Origin of the sequence: Serratia sp. Z4, assembly GCF_009900725.1 — a bacterium.
GTDB classification, from domain to species: Bacteria; Pseudomonadota; Gammaproteobacteria; order Enterobacterales; family Enterobacteriaceae; genus Serratia; species Serratia nematodiphila.
Genome location: NZ_JAAABD010000001.1, coordinates 824,706 through 846,839 on the forward strand (window position 1 = coordinate 824,706; position 22,134 = coordinate 846,839).

Below are 22,134 nucleotides of genomic sequence, written 5' to 3' on the forward strand. Positions count from 1 at the left end.
GCTGGGCGTTGATGACCTGATGGCGGACATCGCGGTGATCTTCCACTGGCCGCCGTCTGAAATGGCCGGAATGACGCTCACGGAGCTGTTGAACTGGCGCCATTTGGCACTGCAACGCAGCGGAGTTAATCACGATGAGTAAAAGCCTGCAGCTACAGGTGCTGCTGAAGGCCGTAGACCAAGCCACCCGCCCGCTAAAGAGTATCCAACAGGCCAGTAAATCACTGGCCGCTGACATCAAAACCACGCAGCAAACCCTCAAGGCTCTGGACGCGCAAAGCGCCCGGATTGACGGGTTTCGCAAGGCGCAGGGGCAGCTTGCCGTTACCGGCAAGGCACTGAAGAAAGCCAAGGAAGAGGCGGCCGCGCTGGCCGTCCAGTTCAAGGCGACGGAAAAACCCACGGCGCAGCAAGCGCGCTTACTGGAGGCATCAAAGCGCGCCGCCGCCGAGCTGCAGACGAAATACAACGGCCTGCGCCAGTCGGTGCAGCGCCAGCGTGACGCGCTCAACGCTGACGGCATCGCTACCCGGAACCTGAGCGCCGAACAGCGCCGGTTGAAGGCCTGCGCCAGCGAAGCCACGACAGCGCTGGGCCGCCAGCGCGGCGAGCTGGATCGCCTGAGCAAGAAGCAAGAGCAGGTTAACCGCGTCAGCGCGCGTTACCGTGCCGGGCAATCGGCAACTGCGGCTGTCCGTAATACCAGCGCGGCCGGGCTGGGTATCGCTACCGCCGGGCTGGTCGCTGAAGGGGCGTTTATTGCGCCGGGGGTGCAGTTCGACAGGCAGATGTCAGACACGCAAGCCACGCTCGGACTATCGAAGAATGACCAGCAACTGGCCGCCATTCGCCAGCAGGCGCGGGATATTGGCGCCACGACCGCGTTTTCGCCGACGGACGTCGCCCGCACGCAATCGGTGCTCGCCAAGTCCGGCTTTAACGGCGATGCCATTCTGAAATCGACCGAATCAACGGTAAATCTGGCGCTGGCCTCTGATCTGGACATCGCCGACGCGGCCGACATCATCACCAACATGCAATCGGCGTTTAACATGCCGATAGACGAGATCCAGCGCGTCGCGGACGTGATGACCAAAGGTTTCACCAGCTCGAACAGCAACCTGATGGATTTTGGCGAAGCGATGAAGTACGTCGCGCCGATCGCCGAGGCGGCCGGGGCCAGTATCGAGGACACCACCGCCTTGCTGGGCGTGTTGGCAGATAACGGCATCAAGGGGTCTATGGCCGGTACGGCGGCCAGTGCGATGTTTACGCGGTTACAGGCGCCCGTCGGGCAGGCGGCTGATGCGTTGTCAGAATTGGGCGTAAAATCAAAGGACGGCAAAGGGAACATGCTGCCGATCGCGAACATCCTCAAGAAAATTAACGGCTCGTTTAAAACCAACAAGCTCGGCACCGCTCAGCAGGCCGAATACCTGAAAGTCATTTTTGGCGAAGAGGCGATGAAAGGCGCTATCAAGCTGATTGACGCCGCCGGGAACGGCAAGCTGAGCGAAAAACACAGCACCGTCACCCAGTCAAAAGGGGCTACGGCCCAGATTGCCCGAGTGAAGGTGGACAACCTCGACGGCGACCTGAAAAACCTGTTTTCCGCTTGGGAGGACGTGCGCATTGAAGTGTTCGACGGCCAGAATTCAGCGCTGCGTAAGCTAACGGTTTCCGCTACCGAATGGCTCACCAAGGCGGGGGCATGGGTGAAGGCCAATCCTGAGCTGGTCGGCACGCTGGTGAAAGTCACGGCGGGCGTTACGGTCCTGATCGGTGGCCTTGCTGCGCTGGGCCTTATTGCATGGCCGGTGATGGCCGGGGTCAATATGTTGATCGCCGGGGCCGGGCTGCTGGGAACGGTCTTTACCACCGTCGGCGCCGGGATTGCGGCCGCATTCAGTGTGATCACCTTGCCGGTGGTTGCGGCGGCGGCGGTGATTGCCGGTGTGGCGTTGACTATCCGTAAATATTGGGAGCCTATCAGCGCCTTTTTGACGGGCATCGGCGAAGGCTTCAGCGCCGCTTTCGCGCCGATGCGCGCCGCGCTTGTCCCGCTGGCAGGCGCATTTACGCCGCTGCTTAGCATGGTGCGCAACGTGTGGCAGTGGTTCGGCAAGCTGATCGAGCCGGTGAAATCCTCACAGGCCGAACTCCAGACCGCCGCGCGCTATGGCCGCATGTTTGGTGAGTGGATCGCGGCCGGATTGAGCCTGCCGCTGCAGCTGTTGGGCGGATTGCCCGGCCTGCTGACCGGCATCTGGGGCGTTGCGAGCGGTATCGCGGAGCGTGCCGCCGCCGTCTGGGACACCATCGGCGAGCGTGTTAACGCGGCATGGCTGGCGCTGAGCGCCGCCACGGTTCAGGCATGGGATCGGCTGACTGGCTGGCTTAATGGCAAATGGGAGGGGCTGGTAAATGGGGCTAAAGCGCTGCCGGGGCAGTTCAAAGAAGCCGGGATGAACATGATTAACGGGGTCATTGACGGCATTAGCGAGCGCTGGCAGGCGCTGAAAGACAAGTTTTCCAGCCTCACGGATATGCTGCCGGACTGGATGAAATTTGGCGACGATGAGGCGGAGGTTAACCCGGCGATTTCATACAACCGCCCGGCGCCTGAGCTGATGCCGGGGCCGGGTTATGCAGGGGCATTCGACAAGGGCGGCATCATCCCGAGCGGCCAGTTCGGCATCGTCGGCGAGCGTGGCCCGGAGATCGTCAACGGCCCGGCGAACGTCACCGGGCGCCGGAAAACGGCGGCGCTGTCGGCGGCGATGTTATCGCTGTCAACACCGGTGATGGCGTCGGCCCCGGCTGCCGCACCCGCTACGGCGCCAGCCCCGATCACGATTCAGGTGTACGGCGCCCCCGGTCAAGATGCGGCATCTATTGCGCGTGAAGTCTCGCGCCAGCTTGAGGCCGAACGACGCAAACACGCGGCCGCCGCGCGAAGCCGCATGAACTACGGAGGGTAAACCATGATGTTAACGCTTGGCCTGTTTGTTTTTATGCTGCAGACGCTGCCTTATCAGTCAATGAATCGCAACGCGGAATATCGCTGGCCGAGCAACGCCCGCGTTGGCCTGCGCCCGGCGGCGCAATTTCTGGGGATGGATGAGGAAAAAATCACGCTGTCCGGGGTGCTGCTGCCGGAGATCACCGGCGGCCGCTGGTCACTGCTGACGCTGCAACTGATGGCCGAGCAGGGGCGGGCGTGGCCGCTGATTGAAGGCACCGGCACGATTTACGGCATGTTTGTGATCGAGTCGATTTCTGAAACGCATTCCGAGTTTTTCGCCGACGGCAGCCCGCGCCGCACAGAGTTCACGCTCAACCTGAAGCGGGTCGATGAGTCCCTGTCGGCGATGTTTGGCGATCTGCGCCAGCAGGCCGGGGAACTGTACGATAAAGCCGGAGAGATGGCCGGGAAGGCCGCCGGTGCTATGGGAGGGTTGTTATCATGATCACCGGCGTAAGCCTGCCAGCCGGGGCGCGAGTTGCCCCGGATTTTTCGCTGTTGCTGCAGGATAACGACATCACGCAGAACATCCGCAAGCGGCTGATTTCGCTGTCGCTGACGGATAACCGGGGCTTTGAGGCCGACCAGCTCGATATCGAGCTGGACGACAGCGACGGACTGATGGCGATGCCTCAGCGCAATGCGGTGCTGTCGCTGGCGCTCGGCTGGCAAGGCTCGCCATTGACGCCAAAAGGCCAGTTTACGGTCGATGAGGTCGAACACCGGGGCGCGCCGGACACGTTGACTATTCGCGCGCGTAGTGCGGATTTTCGCGGTTCGCTGAACACCCGGCGCGATGAGTCCTACCACGACACCACCCTGGGCGCCATTGTGCAGAAGGTGGCTGCGCGCAATAAGCTGAAAGCCTCGCTGGCCGCCGGTCTGGGCACCATCAAAATCAGCCATATTGACCAGACGCAGGAGACGGACGCGGCATTTATTACCCGACTCGCAACGCTCAACGGCGCGGTGGCGGCGGTGAAAAATGGTGCTCTGCTGTTGTTGCGACCGGGGAACGGCGCCACGGTAGGTGGGAAGCCATTGCCGGTGTATACCATCACCCGGCAGGATGGCGATCAGCACAGTTTCAGCATTGCCGATCGGGATGCCTACACCGGCGTTACGGCGAGCTGGCTCAACACAAAACAGCCGAAGCCGAAGAAAGTGAAGCTGCAGCGCAAGCCAAAAGAGCAGCATTTGCGCGCGCTGCAACACCCGAAGGCGAAACCGGGTAGCAGTAAAAAACCGGGGAAACCGGCGGAGGCAGCGAAAGGCGATTATCTGGTGGGGGCTGAGGATAACGTGTTTGCGATCACCAAAATTTACGCCACCAAGGCCGCCGCGATGCGCGCCGCACAGGCCAAGTGGGAAAAGCTTCAGCGCGGTGTGGCTGAGTTCTCACTGTCGCTGGCGATGGGCCGGGCCAACATCACCCCGGAAACGCCGGTACGCGTCAGCGGGTTTAAAGCGGCGATCGATGCGCAAGACTGGATAGTGAGCAAAGTTACGCACAATTTGAGTAACGGCGGTTTTACGACGGCACTGGAGTTTGAGGTTTTGCTGTCGGATGTGATTTATGAAGTCTCGTAATGTGAATTGATGTTTTGTAAATTCACTTAAAGGTAGTTTTGTTCTCGATCGGGCGGAGTATTATCGCGACAAATGAGAGATTGAGAAGGGAATATCAACATGATGCATTGCCCGCTTTGCCGAACTGCCGCCCATGCCCGCACAAGCCGCTATCTAAGTGAGAATACTAAAGAGCGTTATCATCAATGCCAAAACATAAATTGCAGTTGTACTTTTGTGACGTTGGAATCTATTCAGCGGCAGATCGTATCACCGGGCAAAGTTGATATCGCTCCGCCACACCCAACCCGAAGCAATCAGGGAACACTTTGGATTTAACAAGAAGCCTGCGAAAGCAGGTTTTTTTATGCCCGTAAAATGGCTGTCGCCACTTTGTCGCCACAGGGTAGTTATGTGCTTTGTGTAGCATTGTTTTATAAGGATATTTTTTCAAGGCAACAAAAAACCCGATAATCTTGAACCTAAAAGGCGGGATTATCGGGCTCCACAAAATGGGGACATCAAAGAAAAGCAGTGGCACTAATTCAGACTGCGGCCCCCAACGAAAGTTCTGGCCGGCGACAAAAAAATCAAAATATTTTTATCGCCGATCCATCTCTTCCGCTAATCGATCAACCGAGTATGCCCGGCCATAGCACCACGATGAGCGAACCCGCCAGCGTTAACAGCACGTTAGCGATGGCGTAGGTGCCGGCGTAGCCCAGCGCCGGGATGTTGCTGCGCGCGGTGTCGCTGATGATCTCCATCGCCGGCGCGCAGGTGCGGGCGCCCATGATGGCGCCAAACAGCAGGGCGCGGTTCATGCGCAGCACGTAGGCGCCGAACAGGAAGCAGATAATCACCGGCACCAGGCTGACGATCAGCCCGGCGATCAACATCTGGCCGCCGACTGCGCCCAGGCTGTGGCCGATGCCGGCGCCGGCGCTCAGGCCCACGCCCGCCATAAACACCATCAGGCCGAACTCTTTCACCATGTTCAGCGCGCCCTGCGGAATGTAGCCGAAGGTCGGGTGGTTGGCGCGCAGGAAGCCGAGCATGATGCCGGACATCAGCAGACCGGCGGCGTTACCGATGCCGAACGAGAAGTTGCTGAACTGAATGGTGATCTGGCCGATCAGCAGGCCGATGATGAAGAAGGCGCAGAACGCCAGCAGATCGGTCACCTGGCTGTGGATCGAGATAAAGCCAATCTTCTCCGCCACGCTCTTCACCCGGCGCGCGTCGCCGCTTACCTGCAGCACGTCGCCCTTGTTGAGCACGATGCTGTCGTCGATTGGCATTTCGATCTGGCTGCGGATCACGCGGTTGAGGAAGCAACCGTGGTCGGTCAGCTTCAGCTGGCTCAGGCGTTTGTTCACTGCGTTGCTGTTCTTCACCACGATCTCTTCGGTCACGATGCGCATGTCGAGCAGATCGCGGTCGAACACTTCCTTACCGTTGCGGAAGCTCGGATCCAGCCGCGCGTGGGCGTCCGGATAACCGACCAGCGAGATCTCGTCGCCCACCTGCAGCACCGCGTCACCGTCCGGGTTGGCCAGAATGCCGTTGCGGCGGATGCGTTCGATGTAGCAGCCGGTCTGGCGATAGATGCCCAGCTCGCGCAGGTTCTTGCCGTCGGCCCAGGCCACCAGCTCGGGGCCGACGCGGTAGGCGCGGATCACCGGCAGGTAGACCTTGCGTTGGCTGTCGGTGTCCAGGCCGCGCTCGCGGGCGATTTGCTGGGCGGAGGTGGACAGATCCTGGTGCTGCAGCTTCGGAAGGTAACGCGCGCCGAAGATCAGGCTGACCAGACCGATCAGGTAGGTGAGGGCATAGCCGAGGCTCAGATGATCCTGCGCCGCCAGCAGCGCCGGGCCGTTGACGATGGTGTTGCGCAGCGTATCGCCGGCCCCAACCAGCACCGGCGTCGAGGTCATCGAACCGGCCAGCATGCCGGCGGTCAGGCCGATGTCCCAGTGGAACAGCTTGCCGAGGCCGATGGCGATCGCCATGGCCGAACCGACCATCACCAGCGCCAGCATCAGGTAATTCTTGCCGTCGCGGAAGAAAATCGAGAAAAAGTTAGGCCCGGCTTCCACCCCGACGCAGAAAATAAACAGCATGAAGCCGAGATTCAGCGCCTCGGTGTTAATGGCGAAGTGTTGCTGGCCGAGCAGCAGCGAAACCACCAAAACGCCAATGGAATTACCGAGTTGGACGGAGCCCAGACGGAGTTTACCGAGGCACAGCCCCAGCGCGAGTACCACGAACAGTAACAGAATGTAGTTACCGTTTAACAAACTAGCGACGTTTATGTTCACGGAGGATAACTTATTGTTTACCAGTAAGTGCTTGATATAAATAACTATAAGAGATAAATTCAGCCTTAAAACGACATCATAAATCACCACCAGCGTAAGGCGAAGCGAACCATCGTTCGGCGGCGTTCATTCTAGACGCTATGACCGATGACAGCCAGCACAGAAAGCTGATTTCCTGCGCCGCCGGGCGCATTTAACTCTCTTTTGACCAAGGAAAAAATTCGGTTCAGCGTCACCGCACGGGTGACCGGGCCGATTTCTATTGATGCGGTAATTGGGCGGGGGAGAATTCGCATGACGAGTTATAGATATTGGCTGGGCATTCTCAGCTGTTTTCTGTTGTTCAGCCTGGTGTTTCTCGGCCAGCAAACCGGCCTGTTCGGCAGCACGGATCATGAGCACCACGGTGAAACCGGCCTGCTGCTGTTTGTGATCCCCGGCGCAATCGCCAGCTATTTGTCGAGCCGCAAGCGGCTGCTGTGTCCGTTGCTGGGGGCGCTGTATGCATTGCCGCTGTGCCTGCTGATCCGCCACTTCTGGCTGACGCCGTCCTATTCGTTTTGGCAGGAATTGGCTTACGCCACCAGCGCGGTGTTTTGGTGCGTGTTCGGCGCGATGCTGATGCTGTTCGCCCTCGGTCTGTTGCACACGCTGCAGCAGCTGCACCGGCGGCAGCGGCAATAAAAAAAGGCGCGTTAAGCGCCTTTTTTGTCGTTCAAAAACTTACTGGAACAGGTTCAGGTGTTCTTTAGCGTAAGCTTCGAAATCGGTGCAGCCACCGATGTGCTTCTCGTCCAGGAAGATCTGCGGCACGGTTTCAACCGGTTTACCGACGGTTTTTTCCAGATCGGCCTTGGTGATGCCTTCCGCGTGGATGTCAACGTAACGGAAGTTGAAATCGTCGCGTTCTTCAGTCAGTTTTTCCGCCAGTTCTTTAGCGCGGACACAATAAGGACAGCCAGGACGCCCGAAGATTACTGCAAACATGCAACGCTCCTTAATTGGATTTTCGATAAATTATTCGCGATTGCAACGACATCCCGTCACCGAAAAAGTCATTACCTGCGTCAGATGGCGCCTACTATGCCCGTTGAGGCGGTGAAAAAAAAGCAGGAATTACCTGTTAATCTGATTCATGTAACCAATTAGTCAGCCGGGGCTGTCGCCGTCGACGGGAATTCACTACACTGGGGGCAGACCTTCTGGAGAGGAAAAATATGCGTTCATTCGGTGACTTACCGCGCCCGGTGCTGGTGTTGGAAGGGGTGGGCATCGTGATGCTGGTGCTGGCCTACCTCAGCATTCACGGCCACCTGCAACTGCCGGGTTGGCTGGCGTCGCAGCAGGCGGCGGTCGGCATGATTTTCCTCGGCGTGGCGCTGATGGTGCCGGCGGCGGCGTTTCTGGTATGGCGCGTGGTGCAGGGCTTCGGGCCGCTGATGCGCGGCGGGTTGCCGCCGGAAAACGATCGCCGCAAACCGCAAGATGCAGACGCATCGAAAGATAATCAGGATCGCGATCCGCGCGCCTGAGCGCCGCGGCCGCTAACCCGCCTGCCGGGCAGGCGTTGGCTTTTGGGGTGACGAGTGAAAATTGCCATTCTTTCTCGCGACGGATCGCTCTATTCATGTAAGCGGCTGCGTGAAGCGGCGGAAGATCGCGGGCACAGCATCGATATCATCGATCCGCTCTCCTGCTATATGAACATCAATCCGGCGGCGCCGACCATTCATTATCGCGGCCGTCAGTTGGAACGTTACGATGCGGTGGTCCCGCGCATCGGCTCCGCCATCACCTTTTACGGCACGGCGGTGCTACGCCAGTTCGAGCTGCTCGGCAGCTACCCGCTCAACGAATCCGTGGCCATTACCCGCGCCCGCGACAAGCTGCGTTCGCTGCAACTGCTGGCCCGGCAGGGCATCGATCTGCCGATCACCGGTTTCGCCCATTCGCCGGACGACACTGGCGATCTGATCGAACTGGTCGGCGGCGCGCCGCTGGTGGTCAAGCTGGTGGAAGGCACGCAGGGTATCGGCGTGGTGCTGGCGGAAACCCGTCAGGCGGCGGAAAGCGTGATTGACGCCTTTCGCGGGCTGAATGCCCACATCCTGGTGCAGGAGTACGTGCGCGAGGCGCAGGGGCGCGACGTGCGCTGTCTGGTGGTGGGCGGCCGGGTGGTGGCCGCCATCGAACGGCAGGCCAAGCCCGGCGAGTTTCGCTCCAACCTGCACCGCGGCGGCACCGCCCGCAAGGTGACCATCACCGCCAGGGAGCGGGCGATCGCGGTGAAAGCGGCGAGCACGCTGGGGCTGGACGTCGCCGGGGTGGATATCCTGCGCGCCGAACGCGGCCCGCTGGTGATGGAGGTCAACGCGTCGCCGGGGCTGGAAGGGGTGGAAACCACCACCGGGCTGGACATCGCCGGCATGATGATTGAATACATTGAGCAGCGCGGCCGGCCGGGCTTCCGCCTGAAATCGGGCGGTTGACGGGGCGGGCGGTGCGCCTTTCCCGCCGTGCAATATCTGAATTAGTGAATTAAGCCGCATTGATCGTGGCGTATCGGGTGAATATTCCGTAAGCTATGCGCCTTTTCGCGTATTGAATATTGTGAGGCTGGTTATTATGGATTCACTCATTGTCCCCGATTTGGCGCTGTTGCGGCGCTGGCTGGATCAGTCGGGCATTTCTTTCTTTGAGTGCGATTCCTGCCAGGCGCTGCACCTGCCGCACATGCAGAACTTCGACGGCGTGTTCGACGCCAAGATAGATCTGGTGGACAACGTCATTCTGTTCTCCGCGCTGGCCGAAGTGAAGCCGACCGCGCTGATCCCGCTGGTGGCGGACCTGAGCCAGATCAACGCCAGCTCGCTGACCATCAAGGCGTTTGTCGACATTCAGGACGACAACCTGCCGAAGCTGATCGTCTGCCAGTCGCTGAGCGTGGCGGTCGGCATCACCTACGAGCAGTTCACCCACTTCATGCAGCAGGGCGAAGAGCAGGTCTCGATGGTGATCCTCGAGGCGCGGGCGAACGATCTGCTGTTTATGGGGGATGAAGAAGAGATCCCCGCTGGCGCCGTGCGTCAGCCGATGCTGCACTGATCCTCGCTGTACCTTAAGCATGCCGTCGCTCCGGCGGCATGCTGTCGTGACTCCCCTCCGCAATTAAATATTCTGCACTTAGGCCTCTGCCGCCCGATCTTTCTCGGCTTTTACGCCATTAATGCCGTATCACATAGAGAAAAATTGCATAAAAAATCGATAAATGGCGTTTTTTACCCTGGGGGCTGGCGGGTTGCGATGGCAGCGGCTATGCTGCTGATTCTGCAAAGGGCTTGCGATTTCCCTTGTAACCACGCGAGCAGGGCAGTGCAAAAAGGCGCATGCAATCATATGCATAGCCATTCAGTTCGCGGTTGCAACGATTGCGCTCAATCAGGAAAGGTTTTGTATCGCTGCAGATACAAGTTCAATTCTATGATTCACCCTGTTTTGGAGGAAGTTACGGATGGTCACCCAACGTAAAAAGTGGTTATCGGGTGTGGTTGCCGGCCTGTTGATGGCCGCGTCCGTCAATGCGTCAGCCGAAGAGAAAACGCTGCACGTGTATAACTGGTCCGACTATATCGCGCCGGATACCCTGGCCAAATTCCAGAAAGAAACCGGTATCAAAGTGGTGTACGACGTCTTTGACTCCAACGAAGTGTTGGAAGGCAAACTGATGGCGGGCAGCACCGGTTATGATCTGGTGGTTCCTTCATCCAACTTCCTCGAACGCCAGTCGCAGGCCGGCATCTTCGAACCGCTCGACAAGAGCAAAATGCCCAACTACAAGAATCTCGATCCCGAGATGCTGAAGCTGGTTGCACACAACGACAAAGACAACAAATACGGCATCCCATACCTGATGGTGACCACCGGCATCGGCTATAACGTCGACAAGGTGAAGGCGGCATTGGGCAAAGACGCGCCTGTCGACAGTTGGGATCTGATCCTCAAGCCGGAAAACCTCGAGAAGCTGAAAAGCTGCGGCGTCTCCTTCCTCGATGCGCCGAGCGAGGTTTACGCCACCGTGCTGCACTACCTGGGCAAGGATCCCAACAGCACCAATGCGGCGGACTACACCGGCGCGGCCAACGATCTGCTGCTGAAACTGCGGCCGAACATTCGTTACTTCCACTCTTCTCAGTACATCAACGATCTGGCTAACGGTGATATCTGTGTGGCGATCGGCTGGTCCGGTGACGTGATGCAGGCGGCCAACCGCGCCAAAGAGGCGAAGAACGGCGTGAACGTGGCCTACGCGATCCCGAAAGAGGGAGCGCTGACCTACTTTGACATGTTCGCCATGCCGGCGGACGCCAAGAACAAAGACGCCGCGTACCAGTTCCTGAACTTCCTGATGAAACCTGACGTGATGGCGGGCATCAGCAACTATGTCTATTACGCCAATGCGGTGAAAGACTCCACGCCGCTGGTGAACGCCGAAGTGCGCGAGAACCCGAACGTCTATCCGCCGGCCGATCTGCGCGCCAAGCTGTTCACGCTCAACGTGCAGTCGCCGAAGCTGGACCGTGTCATTACCCGCGCATGGACTAAAGTTAAAAGCGGGAAGTGATGATGGGGGGGATCCCCCCCATCGTCGGTAAACCGGCAGGCGGGCGCTCCCCGCCTGCATTGCCGTTTTGGGCCACGGCGCTCGCCGTGGTTTTGTGCCGCTTTACGCCGGAGAGCACCCCGATTGAACGACGCTATTCCTCGTCCTCAAGCCAAGTCGCAGAAGGTTTTCACCCCTCTGCTGGAAATCCGTAACCTCACCAAAACCTTCGACGGGCAGAATGCGGTCGAAGACGTCAGCCTCACCATCTACAAGGGCGAGATCTTTGCGCTGCTTGGCCCGTCCGGCTGCGGCAAGTCCACCTTGCTGCGCATGCTGGCCGGCTTTGAACAGCCGACGGAAGGGCAGATCGTGCTCGACGGGCAGGATATGTCGCACGTGCCGCCGTACCAGCGGCCGATCAATATGATGTTTCAGTCGTACGCGCTGTTCCCGCACATGACCGTGGAGCAAAACATCGCGTTCGGCCTGAAGCAGGACAAAATGCCGCGGGCGGAGATCGCCGAACGGGTGGCGGAAATGCTGGCGCTGGTGCACATGCAGGAGTACGCCAAACGCAAACCGCACCAGCTTTCCGGCGGCCAGCGGCAGCGGGTGGCGCTGGCGCGCAGCCTGGCCAAGCGGCCGAAGTTGCTGCTGCTGGATGAACCGATGGGCGCGCTGGACAAGAAGCTGCGCGATCGCATGCAGCTGGAAGTGACCGACATTCTCGAGCGCGTCGGCGTGACCTGCGTGATGGTGACGCACGATCAGGAGGAGGCGATGACCATGGCGGGGCGTATCGCCATCATGAACCGCGGCAAGTTCGTGCAGATCGGCGAGCCGGAAGAGATCTACGAGCATCCGAACAGCCGCTTCAGCGCCGAGTTTATCGGTTCGGTCAACGTCTTCGACTGCGTGCTGCAAGAGCGCCACGACGATGCGCTGATCCTGCAAAGCCCCGGGTTGCGTCATGCGATCAAGGTGGATCCGGATGCCTCGGTGGTGGATGGCGTGCCGATCCAGGTGGCGCTGAGGCCGGAAAAGATCCTGCTGTGCGAACAAGTGCCGGAAGACGGCTGCAACTTCGCGGTGGGGGAAGTGGCGCACATTTCCTACCTGGGCGATCTGTCTATCTACCACGTGAAGCTGCACAGCGGGCAGATTATCAGCGCCCAGCTGCAAAACGGCCATCGTTTCCGCAAGGGGATGCCCACCTGGGGCGATGAAGTGCGTCTGTGTTGGGAAACCGACAGCTGCGTCGTGTTGACGGTGTAGTAGAGCCGGTGAGGAGTAACCCGTATGACCCTGCTTTCTGAACGCACGCCGGAACCGCCGGCCAAAACGCCCTCCACCCTCAAGGCCCTGTTCCATCGCCTGCTGATGGCTCACGGCCGCAAGCTGGTGATCGCATTGCCGTATTTATGGCTGACGCTGCTGTTTATGCTGCCGTTCCTGATCGTGTTCAAGATCAGCCTGGCGGAGCTGGCGTTGGCGGTGCCGCCCTACACCGAGCTGATGAGCTGGGTGGACGGCAAGCTAAACATTGCGCTCAACTTCGCCAACTACCTGCAGCTGACCGACGATCCGTTGTATATCGATGCCTACCTGCAGTCGCTGCGCGTGGCGGCGGTCTCGACGCTGTGTTGCCTGATCATCGGCTATCCGTTGGCCTGGGCGGTGGCGCACAGCAAGGCGTCGACCCGCAACATTCTGCTGTTGCTGGTGATCCTGCCTTCCTGGACTTCGTTCCTGATCCGCGTCTACGCCTGGATGGGGATCCTGAAAAACAACGGCACGCTGAATAACTTTCTGATGTGGCTAGGGGTGATCGATCAACCGCTGGTGATCTTGCACACCAACCTGGCGGTGTATATCGGCATCGTTTATTCCTATCTGCCGTTTATGGTGCTGCCGATTTACACGGCGCTGATCCGGCTGGATTACTCGCTGGTGGAGGCGTCGCTGGATCTGGGCGCCCGGCCGCTGAAAACCTTCTTCAGCGTGATCGTGCCGCTGACGCGCGGCGGCATCATCGCCGGTTCGATGCTGGTGTTCATTCCGGCAGTGGGGGAGTTCGTGATCCCGGAACTGCTCGGCGGGCCGGACAGCATCATGATCGGCCGCGTGCTGTGGCAGGAGTTCTTCAATAACCGCGACTGGCCGGTGGCCTCGGCGGTCGCCACCATCATGCTGCTGTTGCTGATCGTGCCAATTTTGTGGTTCCACAAACACCAGAACAAGGAAATAGGGGGGCAGGAATGAACAACTTGCCGGTAGTGCGTTCACCGTGGCGCATCGCCATCCTGACTGTCGGCTTTACCTTCCTGTATGCGCCGATGCTGATGCTGGTGATCTACTCCTTCAACAGCTCCAAGCTGGTGACGGTGTGGGCCGGCTGGTCCACGCGCTGGTATAGCGAACTGTTCCACGATTCGGCGATGATCAGCGCGGTGGGGCTCAGCCTGACCATCGCCGCCGCCTCCGCCACCGCCGCGGTGGTACTGGGGGCCATCGCCGCCGTGGTGATGGTGCGATTCGGCCGCTTTCGCGGTTCAACCGGCTTCGCGTTTATGCTGACCGCGCCGCTGGTGATGCCGGACGTGATCACCGGCCTGTCGCTGCTGCTGCTGTTCGTGGCGATGGGGCATGCCTTCGGCTGGCCGTCGGAACGTGGCATGTTCACTATCTGGCTGGCGCATGTCACCTTCTGTACCGCTTATGTGGCGGTGGTCATCAGTTCGCGTCTGCGCGAGGTGGATCGCTCGATTGAAGAGGCGGCAATGGATCTGGGGGCGCCGCCGCTGAAGGTGTTCTTCGTCATCACCTTGCCGATGATTGCGCCGGCGCTGATCTCCGGCTGGATGCTGGCGTTCACCCTGTCGCTGGATGACCTGGTGATCGCCAGTTTCGTCTCCGGCCCGGGTGCCACCACGCTGCCGATGCTGGTGTTCTCCAGCGTGCGCATGGGGGTGAACCCGGAAATTAACGCGTTGGCCAGCCTGATCCTGCTGGTGGTGGGCATCCTCGGCCTGATCGCCTGGTGGTTTATGGCGCGCTCGGAAAAACAACGATCGCGTGAATTGCAGCGGGCGGCCCGTAGCTGAATCGTAACAAACCTGCTATTTTTGCAATCAATAAGTATTGCAACTAACTACCTGACTTTACATGTGCCACCTGTATAGGTGGCGCGTCGTAGCGGAACACGGATATGTCAGACATGCTGAAAAGCGGGCAGGGAATGGGATCGACTTCGGATGCGCCGGTGCCGGTGATGGTGGCGGGCACCGCCATGGTGGCGATCAAGTGTATCAGCGTGGTGCTGCTGCTGGGTGAGCTGGGCGTCGACGGCGCGCAGGAGTTCGTCAACACCAGCGCGCAGGCGTGGGATTCCACCTTTATCTTTCTGGCCGGCCTGATGCTGCTGTGCCTGCAAATCAGCTGCGGCTTTGCGGTGATGCGCGGCCGCAATTGGGGGCGCTGGGGCTATGTGGTCTGCCAGTGCATCGTGGTGCTTTACCTGCTGCTGGCCACCATCGGCAGCGTCTTCCCCGAGGTGTTCACCGTGGAGGGGGAAACCAGCGGCCAAATCCTGCACGTTCTGATCCTGCAAAAGATCCCCGACGTGGTGATCCTGGCGTTGCTGTTCGTTCCTGCCGCCAGCCGCCGCTTCTTCACCACGCGCAAGTGAGATTTTAGGCGCGCGGAGTGGTAAACTCTGCGCCCTTAATTCGTCATCCTGAACTTCACGGTAATCTTCATGCATTGCGCTTTGTATACGGCGGGCACCTGCCGTTCCTGTCAGTGGCTGGAAAAGCCCTATCCGCAGCAACTGGCCGACAAACAGCATCACCTGCAATCGCTGCTGGCCGGGCGCGACGTCGCGCAGTGGCTGCAGCCGGTGGCGGGGGAACTGAGCGCATTTCGCAATAAAGCCAAGATGGTGGTCAGCGGCAGCGTGGAGCGACCGCTGCTCGGCATGCTGCACCGCGACGGCACGCCGGTCGATCTGAGCGACTGCCCGCTGTACCCCGCCGGCTTTGCGCCGATGTTTGCTGTGCTGAAAAGCTTTATCGCCCGCGCCGGCCTGACGCCGTATAACGTGGCGCGCAAACGTGGCGAGCTGAAATACCTGCTGCTGACCGAAAGCACGCTCGACGGCGGCGTGATGCTGCGTTTCGTGCTGCGCTCGGAAACCAAACTGGCACAGCTGCGCGCCGCGCTGCCGTGGCTGCAGCAGCAGCTGCCGCAGCTCAGGGTGATCTCCGCCAATATTCAACCGGTGCATATGGCGATCATGGAAGGGGAGCGCGAGATCGCGCTGACCGAACAGCAGGCGCTGGAGGAACAGTTCAATCAGGTGCCGCTGTTCATCCGCCCGCAAAGCTTCTTTCAGACCAACCCGCAGGTGGCCGCCGATCTGTATGCCACCGCCCGCGACTGGGTGCGCGCGCTGGGTATCGACAGCATGTGGGATCTGTTCTGCGGCGTCGGCGGTTTCGGCCTGCACTGCGCGCAGCCGCAGACGCGCCTGACCGGCATCGAAATCAGCGCGGAGGCGATCGCCTGTGCGCGCCAGTCGGCGCAGCGGTTAGGGTTGTTGCAGGTAGATTTTCAGGCGCTCGATTCCACCCGCTTCGCCACCGCCGAAGGCCAGGTGCCGCAGCTGGTGCTGGTCAATCCGCCGCGGCGCGGCATCGGCCAGGCGCTGTGCGACTATTTGAGCCGGATGGCGCCGGACTATATTCTGTATTCGAGCTGCAACGCCGAGAGCATGGCGAAAGATATCGAGATGTTGCCGGGGTATCGCATCGAACGGGTGCAGCTGTTCGACATGTTCCCGCATACCTCGCACTACGAAGTGCTGACGCTGCTGGTGCGGCGTTAAAGGCGCTTTTTGGCAGCCGTGTAAGCCGCTGAACGTTCGCGTTTGCCCACAGACAGGACCAGAACCACGATCTCCGTTTCCATGACGCGATATACCAAACGAAAGCCTGAGGCTCTGAGTTTGATTTTGTAGCAATCAGGCAAACCGGCGAGTTTGTTGGCGGGGATGTGGGGATTAACCAGCACCGATGCCAGCTTTTTTTTGAACTGTTCCCGGATCACCGGGGACAGTTTTTTAAATTCCTTCAGCGCATGTTCTTCGAATTCAAGCTTATAAGTCATCCAAATTGACCTTAATGCGTTTGCCGTTCATCCGTGAACGAACGATTTCAGCGAGTTCGATATCTTCCAGGTACTCCGCGATCGCCTCCCAGGTTTCCGGAGAGACGTAATATCCCGAAATCTTACCGTTGGTCAGGACGGCGACCGGTTGCCCTTGTGCCTCTTTAAGGGCGGCGTTGGGCGATTTCTTAAAATCGCTGATGCTGACTGCCGAGTCGGCAAGAATGGGTTGAACCGTCATGATGTTATCCTTGATGCTAAATTCAGTATCAAATTTAGCACTAACCGGATGGGGTGGCAATTAGATGGAGCCGCCGAAGGAGGGCGACTCCACACGCGGACTTACTGCGGGAACCACTTGTCGTTGATGGCTTTGTAGGTGCCGTCGGCCTTGATGGCGTCCAGCGCGGCGTTCAGCTTGGCCAGCAGCGCCTGGTTGTCTGGGCGCACCGCGATGCCGAGACCGGTGCCGAAGTATTGCGCATCGGTGATGTGCTCGCCCACCGGCGCCAGCTGCGGGTTGGTTTTCAGCCATTCGTTCACCACGGCGGTGTCGCCGAACACGCCGTCGATGCGGCCGTTTTTCAGCTCCAGAATGGCGTTCTGGTAGCTGTCGTAAGAAACGGTGTTAATCTCCGGATGCTTGTCCTGCATGTATTTCTGGTGGGTGGTGCCGTTTTCCATGCCGAGCTTTTTGCCTTTCAGATCCGCCAGCGAGCTGAACTTGCCTTTTTGCGCGATCACGATCGCCGAGTTGGCGTAGTAAGGCTGGGTGAAAGCGACCTGTTTGCTGCGCTCCGGCGTGATATCCATGCCGGAAATCACCGCATCGTATTTCTTGAATTTCAGCGCGGCGATCAGGCTGTCGAACGCCTGGTTGGTGAAGGTGCACTGCGCCTGCATTTGCTTGCACAGCGCGTTGGCCAGATCGATATCGAAGCCGACGATCTGGTTGTTGGCGTCGAGCGATTCGAACGGTGGGTAGGTGGCGGAGGCGGCGAAGCGGATGGTTTCGGCCGCGGTGGCGTTAAAGGTCATCCCGGCTAACATCGTCGCGGCAAGCAGCAGTTTTTTCATGCGTAGAGCTCCTGTCTGGATCCTGAAAGTGATTATTCGCTATCGTTTGTTTTTACTGGTAATCGCCAGAGGTTTTTGCGCGAATGCCTGTTGTTAACCCTGCCATTGAGTGAATTAAAATGCAATATAAATGATTAAGTATTGCCTTGAGGATAAAAAAAGCCCCGCACAATGGCGGGGCTCATGGGGGCGGCGGCCTCAGTTGCGACGCTCAAACGCCAGCGCGCGACGCTCCACCAGGCGCATCAGCAGCGTCAGCAGGCCGTTGACGCACAGGTACACCAGGCCGGCGGCGCCGAACACCATCACGTCGTAGGTGCGGCCGTACATCAGCTGGCTGTAGCCCATCACTTCCATCAGCGTGATGGTATAGGCCAGCGAGGTGCTTTTGAACACCAGCACCACTTCGTTGGAGTAAGACGACAGCGCGCGCTTGAAGGCGAACGGCAGCAGAATGCGCAGCGTCTGCCGGCGCGACATGCCAAGCGCTTCGCACGATTGCCACTGCCCGGCGGGAATGGCGCGCACCGCGCCGTAGAACAACTGCGTGGTGTAGGCCGCGCTGTTCAGAGCCAGCGCTATCATCGCACACAGCCAGGGCTGCGACAGCAGGTTCCACAGCCAAGGGTAGTCGCGGATCGCCGGGAACTGGCCGGGGCCGTAGTAGATCAGGAAGATCTGCACCAGCAGCGGCGTGCCGGTGAACAGCGTCACATAGGCCTTGACCAGCGGCGTCAGGATCGGCGTTTTCAGCGTCAGGATCACCGTCAGCAGCAGCGACAGCACCAGCGCGACGATCAGCGCGGCGACGGTCAGCGTCAGGCTGGTGTGCAACCCTTTGAGGATCTCCGGCAAATATTCAATCATCAGGCCGGCCCCCGCTCAAAGCGCGTGGCGCGCAGCTCAATGCGTTTGATGACGTATTGGCTGAACAGCGTCACCAGCAGGTAGATGGCCGCGGCGATCACATACCAGGTAAAAGGCTCCTGGGTGCGGGTAGCGATGCTCTTGGTTTGCAGCATCAGATCGTTCACGCTGATCAGCGACACCAGCGCGGTGTCTTTCAACAGCACCAGCCACTGATTGCCGAGGCCGGGCAGGGCGTGGCGCCACATCTGCGGCATGATCAGGCGAAAGAAGATCGCCGCCTTACTCAGTCCAAGCGCCTGACCGGATTCCCACTGCCCCTGCGGCACCGCTTTGAGCGCGCCGCGCAGCGTCTGCGAGGCGTAGGCGGAATAGAGCAGGGCCAGGGCGATCACCCCGCACAGGAACGGGCTGACTTCGAAATTGTCGATCGCCAACTGAATCGGCAGCTGGAACAGACCGAGGTTGAGGGTAAAGCCGTCGGAGAGCATCAGCAGCAGCTGCGACGAGCCGAAATAGATAAACAGCACCACCAGGATTTCCGGCAGGCCGCGCAACACGGTCACCCAGGCGGTGCCGAGCCAGCTGACCGCTTTCCAGCGGGACGATTCCCATACGGCGAACAGCATCGCCAGAATCAGCCCGAGGATCAGGGCGCAAACGGCAAGGCCGACGGTCATGCCGGCGGCGCTTGCTAAAGGTTGTAATTCATTCATTTGGGCGTATTACTGCTGGAACCATTTTTTGTAGATGGTTTCATAGGTCCCATCCTGCTTGATCTTGTCCAGAGCGGCGTTGAACTTGCCCTGCAGATCGGTGTTCTTCTGGCGCACCGCGATGCCAAGGCCGGTACCGAAGTAGTCTTTGTCGGTCACTTTGGCGCCCACTGCCGCCAGCGCGTCATTCTGCTTCAGCCACTCGTTGACCACCGCGGTATCGCCGAACACCGCATCAACGCGGCCGTTCTTCAGATCCAAAATGGCGTTCTGGTAGCTGTCGTAAGGCACGGTGGTGATTTCCGGGTGCTTGTCGGTCAGGTATTTCTGGTGGGTGGTGCCGTTTTGCACGCCGACTTTCTTGCCTTTCAGCGCCGCCACGTCGGCAATTTTGCCTTTCTGCGCGATGAACAGCGCCGAGTTATCGTAGTAAGGCTTGGTGAATAGCACCTGCTTCTCACGCTCCGGCGTAATGTCCATACCGGCCATCACCGCATCGAAACGCTTGAACTTCAGGCTCGGGATCAGGCTGTCGAACGCCTGGTTGGTGAAGGTACACTCGGCCTGCATTTCTTTGCACAGCGCGTTGGCCAGATCGACATCAAAACCCTGAATCTTGTTGCCGGCGTCAATAAATTCAAACGGAGGATAGGAGGCTTCGGTAGCGAAACGGATGGTTTCGGCTGCGGAGGCGGAAACGCTGATGCCGGCCAGAACGGCGGCGATTATTAGTTTTTTCATCGCAAACTCCCCAAATTACAGCAAGTTAATTGTTAGTGTGATAAGTAATTAGCAAACTCGGTGGTCCGCGGCTGCGTGAAGTGGCTGCTGTCGCCTTGCTCCACTACGTGGCCGTTTTCCATGTACACCACGCGGCTGGCGGTTTTGCGCGCCACTTCCACTTCGTGGGTGACGATCACCTGCGTGATGCCGGTGCCGGCCAGTTCGCGAATGATGCTGACGATCTGGGCGGTGATTTCCGGATCCAGCGCTGCGGTCGGTTCATCGAACAGCAACACCTGCGGCTCCATCATCAGGGCGCGGGCGATCGCCACGCGCTGCTGCTGGCCACCGGAAAGGTGCAGCGGGAAGCGATCGGCGAAGTCGGTCAGGCGCAGACGCTTGAGCAGCTTGTCGGCGCGCTCCATCGCCTGAGCCTTGGTCAGACCCAGCACGCGGCAAGGTGCCTCGATCAGGTTCTGAACCACGGTGAGGTGAGGCCACAGGTTGTATTGCTGGAACACCATGCCGACGTTTTGGCGCAGTTCGCGAATGGCTTTCTCGCCCGGCGCCTGCCTGAAGTCGAATTGGTTGCCGGCGATCTGCAGTTGGCCCGAACGCGGCATTTCCAGCAGGTTCAGCACCCGCAGCAATGAACTTTTCCCGGCGCCGCTTGGGCCAAGCAGCACCAGGGTTTCCCCGGCTGGACATTCCAGCGTGATGTCAAACAGCGCCTGGTGAGCGCCGTAATAGCAATTGATACCGTTAAGTTGAATACTCATGCGCCAGAATTGAATAGACATTGATGCCGCAAATGTTAACTTCCACAGAATACTTATGCAATCTTTGTGCGTTAAAATTTATGAGTGTGCGGCGGGACAGTAAAAGATTAGCACAAGATACCGCGACTCAAGCCGAGGGAGGGGATTTGTGGCGCAGGCTGTGAGATCGGTAGCGAAATTTTTTCTATTGGACGAAATTCGAGCGGTAGACGGGCGGCGGGATGACCGACGCGGCAAGCCCGCGTCGGCCGGGGGAAGCGGGTTACTGGTTTTCCAGCACCTGGCGTACGCTGCCGTTGGTGGCGTGCGCTGGAACATTCAGGTAGCGAATATCATCAACCACCCAGCAGGTGCCTTCGCGCACCATCAGCACTTCGTCCTGCCAGTTCACGGTGCTGTTGGCGTCTTTCTGGTAGCTCAGGTCAACGCGCAGCGGGATGTTCTTCGCATCGGTGTTAGGAATGGTCGAGGCGCTGGCGACGGATGCGCTGCTTGGCCCCTGCGCATTGCCGGAGAACAGATCGCCGGTAATCTGATGCTTGCCCGGGTTTTGAGCGGTGCTGACCAGATCCTGATACAGCACTTTGCTCAGATAAGGCTGCAGCTGCGCCAGGCGGTTGCTGTCCGGCAGGCCGGCGCCCTGCTGGATGCGCAGGTCATAGAACTTTTGCGCGACCGTATCCGGGCCGCCTTCCACACAGCTGCCGCTGCGGGTGCCGATATCCTTGTATGCCGGTTCCACCGTGGTACAGGCACTCAGCAACAGCGCTAAGGGTAAAACAGCCGCAATCGTTTTTGTTTTCATCTTATTACCTTATGTGAAAGTCTCTACCATGAAGACCGATAGCTTACAGTATAAATGCGTTTTTTGGCCTTGCATTCGTACTGCGTGCCATTGATTAAGCGAACATAATGTCAATCTTCTGGTCATAGATACGTTGAATTAATCAAACAAGGAGTTCTGATGCAGCTTTCAACTACCCCGACCCTGGAAGGGTTTACCATCACCGAATACTGCGGCGTCGTCACCGGCGAAGCGATTCTCGGCGCCAACATTTTTCGTGATTTCTTAGCCGGCGTGCGCGATATCGTCGGCGGCCGTTCGGGCGCTTACGAGAAAGAGCTGCGCAAGGCGCGACTGATCGCGTTCGAAGAGCTGGAAGACCAGGCGAAAGAGCTGGGCGCCAACGCGGTGGTCGGCATTGATATCGATTATGAAACCGTTGGCAAAGACGGCAGCATGCTGATGGTGACCGTCAGCGGCACCGCGGTGAAAGTGAGCCGCTAA

At 59.2% G+C, this 22,134-nt stretch carries 26 protein-coding genes; 16 read left to right on the top strand and 10 right to left on the bottom strand.

The genetic code is table 11. The annotated features are described in order from the left end of the window. The first annotated feature begins 19 nt into the window (after positions 1-19). The 5 genes from GT753_RS04085 (at position 20) to GT753_RS04105 (ending at position 4,933) form a co-directional block, all read left to right on the top strand. Positions 20-142 (top strand): GpE family phage tail protein, encoded by a 123-nt coding sequence (locus GT753_RS04085; protein WP_023456045.1) that lies wholly within the window; start codon positions 20-22, stop codon positions 140-142. Next, positions 135-2,981 (top strand): phage tail tape measure protein, encoded by a 2,847-nt coding sequence (locus GT753_RS04090; RefSeq protein WP_160125298.1) that lies wholly within the window; start codon positions 135-137, stop codon positions 2,979-2,981. The genes GT753_RS04085 and GT753_RS04090 overlap by 8 nt, the downstream gene beginning before the upstream one ends. Before the next feature lie 3 nt (positions 2,982-2,984). Next, entirely contained in the window at positions 2,985-3,470 is a 486-nt protein-coding gene (locus GT753_RS04095; protein WP_060426771.1) for a phage tail protein, read from the top strand. Then, the gene (locus GT753_RS04100) at positions 3,467-4,615 is read left to right on the top strand and encodes a phage late control D family protein (RefSeq protein WP_160125299.1); all 1,149 of its coding nucleotides are present in this window, start codon (positions 3,467-3,469) and stop codon (positions 4,613-4,615) included. Before GT753_RS04095 ends, GT753_RS04100 begins: the two co-directional genes overlap by 4 nt. A gap of 99 nt (positions 4,616-4,714) precedes the next feature. After that, complete coding sequence (locus GT753_RS04105) at positions 4,715-4,933, top strand: DNA-binding transcriptional regulator (protein WP_072265518.1); 219 nt, start codon at positions 4,715-4,717, stop codon at positions 4,931-4,933. A gap of 293 nt (positions 4,934-5,226) precedes the next feature. On the opposite strand, the gene GT753_RS04110 is transcribed toward GT753_RS04105, so the two are convergent. After that, positions 5,227-6,915, bottom strand: coding sequence for an aspartate:alanine antiporter (locus GT753_RS04110; RefSeq protein ID WP_160125300.1), 1,689 nt, complete (start codon positions 6,913-6,915; stop codon positions 5,227-5,229). Between the two features lie 294 nt (positions 6,916-7,209). Here GT753_RS04110 and GT753_RS04115 point away from each other — a divergent pair, with 294 nt between their 5' ends. Further along, complete coding sequence (locus GT753_RS04115; protein WP_004938679.1) at positions 7,210-7,599, top strand: inner membrane protein YbjM; 390 nt, start codon at positions 7,210-7,212, stop codon at positions 7,597-7,599. Between the two features lie 39 nt (positions 7,600-7,638). Here GT753_RS04115 and GT753_RS04120 read toward each other — a convergent pair whose 3' ends face one another. After that, positions 7,639-7,902 carry a GrxA family glutaredoxin gene (locus GT753_RS04120; RefSeq protein WP_004938676.1) on the bottom strand — a complete coding sequence of 88 codons (264 nt, stop codon included), beginning with the start codon at positions 7,900-7,902 and terminating at the stop codon, positions 7,639-7,641. Positions 7,903-8,132: 230 nt separating this feature from the next. Here GT753_RS04120 and GT753_RS04125 point away from each other — a divergent pair, with 230 nt between their 5' ends. The 9 genes from GT753_RS04125 to rlmC all read left to right on the top strand — a co-directional run bounded on the left by GT753_RS04125 (position 8,133) and on the right by rlmC (position 16,403). Next, positions 8,133-8,447 carry a YbjC family protein gene (locus tag GT753_RS04125; protein ID WP_016928364.1) on the top strand — a complete coding sequence of 105 codons (315 nt, stop codon included), beginning with the start codon at positions 8,133-8,135 and terminating at the stop codon, positions 8,445-8,447. A 54-nt stretch (positions 8,448-8,501) separates the two neighbouring features. Continuing rightward, positions 8,502-9,404 (top strand): 30S ribosomal protein S6--L-glutamate ligase, encoded by a 903-nt coding sequence (rimK, locus tag GT753_RS04130; RefSeq protein WP_088381424.1) that lies wholly within the window; start codon positions 8,502-8,504, stop codon positions 9,402-9,404. 136 nt (positions 9,405-9,540) lie between these two features. After that, entirely contained in the window at positions 9,541-10,020 is a 480-nt protein-coding gene (locus GT753_RS04135; protein WP_004938666.1) for a YbjN domain-containing protein, read from the top strand. Between the two features lie 406 nt (positions 10,021-10,426). Then, positions 10,427-11,536: a spermidine/putrescine ABC transporter substrate-binding protein PotF gene (gene potF, locus GT753_RS04140; RefSeq protein ID WP_044031559.1), complete on the top strand. Its 1,110-nt coding sequence runs from the start codon at positions 10,427-10,429 to the stop codon at positions 11,534-11,536. Between the two features lie 123 nt (positions 11,537-11,659). Beyond that, positions 11,660-12,793, top strand: a complete 1,134-nt coding sequence (gene potG, locus GT753_RS04145) for a putrescine ABC transporter ATP-binding subunit PotG (protein ID WP_004938650.1) — start codon at positions 11,660-11,662, stop codon at positions 12,791-12,793. 24 nt (positions 12,794-12,817) lie between these two features. Then, on the top strand, positions 12,818-13,780 hold the full coding sequence (gene potH / locus GT753_RS04150; protein WP_021504359.1) for a putrescine ABC transporter permease PotH: 963 nt from the start codon (positions 12,818-12,820) through the stop codon (positions 13,778-13,780). Then, positions 13,777-14,622, top strand: a complete 846-nt coding sequence (gene potI / locus GT753_RS04155; protein ID WP_004938644.1) for a putrescine ABC transporter permease PotI — start codon at positions 13,777-13,779, stop codon at positions 14,620-14,622. The genes potH and potI overlap by 4 nt, the downstream gene beginning before the upstream one ends. A gap of 104 nt (positions 14,623-14,726) precedes the next feature. Further along, positions 14,727-15,206: a YbjO family protein gene (locus GT753_RS04160; protein WP_160125301.1), complete on the top strand. Its 480-nt coding sequence runs from the start codon at positions 14,727-14,729 to the stop codon at positions 15,204-15,206. Between the two features lie 69 nt (positions 15,207-15,275). Continuing rightward, positions 15,276-16,403: a 23S rRNA (uracil(747)-C(5))-methyltransferase RlmC gene (gene rlmC, locus GT753_RS04165; RefSeq protein WP_015377295.1), complete on the top strand. Its 1,128-nt coding sequence runs from the start codon at positions 15,276-15,278 to the stop codon at positions 16,401-16,403. Here the strand turns inward: rlmC and GT753_RS04170 are convergent. The 8 genes from GT753_RS04170 to GT753_RS04205 form a co-directional block, all read right to left on the bottom strand. Further along, on the bottom strand, positions 16,400-16,684 hold the full coding sequence (locus GT753_RS04170) for a type II toxin-antitoxin system RelE/ParE family toxin (protein WP_015377296.1): 285 nt from the start codon (positions 16,682-16,684) through the stop codon (positions 16,400-16,402). The two genes, rlmC and GT753_RS04170, sit on opposite strands and share 4 nt — an antisense overlap. Then, a complete protein-coding gene (locus tag GT753_RS04175) occupies positions 16,674-16,925 on the bottom strand; it encodes a type II toxin-antitoxin system Phd/YefM family antitoxin (protein ID WP_004928423.1) in 252 nt (83 codons plus the stop codon). The genes GT753_RS04170 and GT753_RS04175 overlap by 11 nt, the downstream gene beginning before the upstream one ends. Positions 16,926-17,026: 101 nt before the next feature. Next, positions 17,027-17,761 (bottom strand): arginine ABC transporter substrate-binding protein, encoded by a 735-nt coding sequence (gene artJ / locus GT753_RS04180; protein ID WP_015377297.1) that lies wholly within the window; start codon positions 17,759-17,761, stop codon positions 17,027-17,029. Between the two features lie 198 nt (positions 17,762-17,959). Continuing rightward, complete coding sequence (gene artM, locus GT753_RS04185) at positions 17,960-18,628, bottom strand: arginine ABC transporter permease ArtM (protein WP_015377298.1); 669 nt, start codon at positions 18,626-18,628, stop codon at positions 17,960-17,962. Continuing rightward, on the bottom strand, positions 18,628-19,344 hold the full coding sequence (artQ, locus tag GT753_RS04190) for an arginine ABC transporter permease ArtQ (RefSeq protein WP_004928413.1): 717 nt from the start codon (positions 19,342-19,344) through the stop codon (positions 18,628-18,630). Before artQ ends, artM begins: the two co-directional genes overlap by 1 nt. A 9-nt stretch (positions 19,345-19,353) precedes the next feature. Beyond that, complete coding sequence (gene artJ / locus GT753_RS04195) at positions 19,354-20,085, bottom strand: arginine ABC transporter substrate-binding protein (RefSeq protein ID WP_004928409.1); 732 nt, start codon at positions 20,083-20,085, stop codon at positions 19,354-19,356. A 32-nt stretch (positions 20,086-20,117) separates the two neighbouring features. Then, positions 20,118-20,846: an arginine ABC transporter ATP-binding protein ArtP gene (artP, locus tag GT753_RS04200; RefSeq protein ID WP_004928406.1), complete on the bottom strand. Its 729-nt coding sequence runs from the start codon at positions 20,844-20,846 to the stop codon at positions 20,118-20,120. A gap of 262 nt (positions 20,847-21,108) precedes the next feature. Beyond that, positions 21,109-21,651 carry a lipoprotein gene (locus tag GT753_RS04205; protein ID WP_015377301.1) on the bottom strand — a complete coding sequence of 181 codons (543 nt, stop codon included), beginning with the start codon at positions 21,649-21,651 and terminating at the stop codon, positions 21,109-21,111. 159 nt (positions 21,652-21,810) lie between these two features. Between GT753_RS04205 and GT753_RS04210 the strand changes: the two genes are divergently transcribed. Further along, positions 21,811-22,134, top strand: a complete 324-nt coding sequence (locus tag GT753_RS04210; RefSeq protein WP_160125302.1) for a heavy metal-binding domain-containing protein — start codon at positions 21,811-21,813, stop codon at positions 22,132-22,134.

Coding starts and splice junctions, on each gene's coding strand:
- artP (WP_004928406.1), bottom strand. CDS start 20,846: ATGAGTATTCAACTTAACGGTATCAATTGCTATTACGGCGCTCACCAG.
- rlmC (WP_015377295.1), top strand. CDS start 15,276: ATGCATTGCGCTTTGTATACGGCGGGCACCTGCCGTTCCTGTCAGTGG.
- GT753_RS04210 (WP_160125302.1), top strand. CDS start 21,811: ATGCAGCTTTCAACTACCCCGACCCTGGAAGGGTTTACCATCACCGAA.
- GT753_RS04115 (WP_004938679.1), top strand. CDS start 7,210: ATGACGAGTTATAGATATTGGCTGGGCATTCTCAGCTGTTTTCTGTTG.
- GT753_RS04125 (WP_016928364.1), top strand. CDS start 8,133: ATGCGTTCATTCGGTGACTTACCGCGCCCGGTGCTGGTGTTGGAAGGG.
- potI (WP_004938644.1), top strand. CDS start 13,777: ATGAACAACTTGCCGGTAGTGCGTTCACCGTGGCGCATCGCCATCCTG.
- GT753_RS04205 (WP_015377301.1), bottom strand. CDS start 21,651: ATGAAAACAAAAACGATTGCGGCTGTTTTACCCTTAGCGCTGTTGCTG.
- GT753_RS04090 (WP_160125298.1), top strand. CDS start 135: ATGAGTAAAAGCCTGCAGCTACAGGTGCTGCTGAAGGCCGTAGACCAA.
- GT753_RS04170 (WP_015377296.1), bottom strand. CDS start 16,684: ATGACTTATAAGCTTGAATTCGAAGAACATGCGCTGAAGGAATTTAAA.
- artJ (WP_015377297.1), bottom strand. CDS start 17,761: ATGAAAAAACTGCTGCTTGCCGCGACGATGTTAGCCGGGATGACCTTT.
- GT753_RS04085 (WP_023456045.1), top strand. CDS start 20: ATGGCGGACATCGCGGTGATCTTCCACTGGCCGCCGTCTGAAATGGCC.
- GT753_RS04095 (WP_060426771.1), top strand. CDS start 2,985: ATGATGTTAACGCTTGGCCTGTTTGTTTTTATGCTGCAGACGCTGCCT.
- GT753_RS04100 (WP_160125299.1), top strand. CDS start 3,467: ATGATCACCGGCGTAAGCCTGCCAGCCGGGGCGCGAGTTGCCCCGGAT.
- GT753_RS04160 (WP_160125301.1), top strand. CDS start 14,727: ATGTCAGACATGCTGAAAAGCGGGCAGGGAATGGGATCGACTTCGGAT.
- GT753_RS04135 (WP_004938666.1), top strand. CDS start 9,541: ATGGATTCACTCATTGTCCCCGATTTGGCGCTGTTGCGGCGCTGGCTG.
- potF (WP_044031559.1), top strand. CDS start 10,427: ATGGTCACCCAACGTAAAAAGTGGTTATCGGGTGTGGTTGCCGGCCTG.
- GT753_RS04175 (WP_004928423.1), bottom strand. CDS start 16,925: ATGACGGTTCAACCCATTCTTGCCGACTCGGCAGTCAGCATCAGCGAT.
- artM (WP_015377298.1), bottom strand. CDS start 18,628: ATGATTGAATATTTGCCGGAGATCCTCAAAGGGTTGCACACCAGCCTG.
- artQ (WP_004928413.1), bottom strand. CDS start 19,344: ATGAATGAATTACAACCTTTAGCAAGCGCCGCCGGCATGACCGTCGGC.
- GT753_RS04105 (WP_072265518.1), top strand. CDS start 4,715: ATGATGCATTGCCCGCTTTGCCGAACTGCCGCCCATGCCCGCACAAGC.
- potH (WP_021504359.1), top strand. CDS start 12,818: ATGACCCTGCTTTCTGAACGCACGCCGGAACCGCCGGCCAAAACGCCC.
- GT753_RS04120 (WP_004938676.1), bottom strand. CDS start 7,902: ATGTTTGCAGTAATCTTCGGGCGTCCTGGCTGTCCTTATTGTGTCCGC.
- artJ (WP_004928409.1), bottom strand. CDS start 20,085: ATGAAAAAACTAATAATCGCCGCCGTTCTGGCCGGCATCAGCGTTTCC.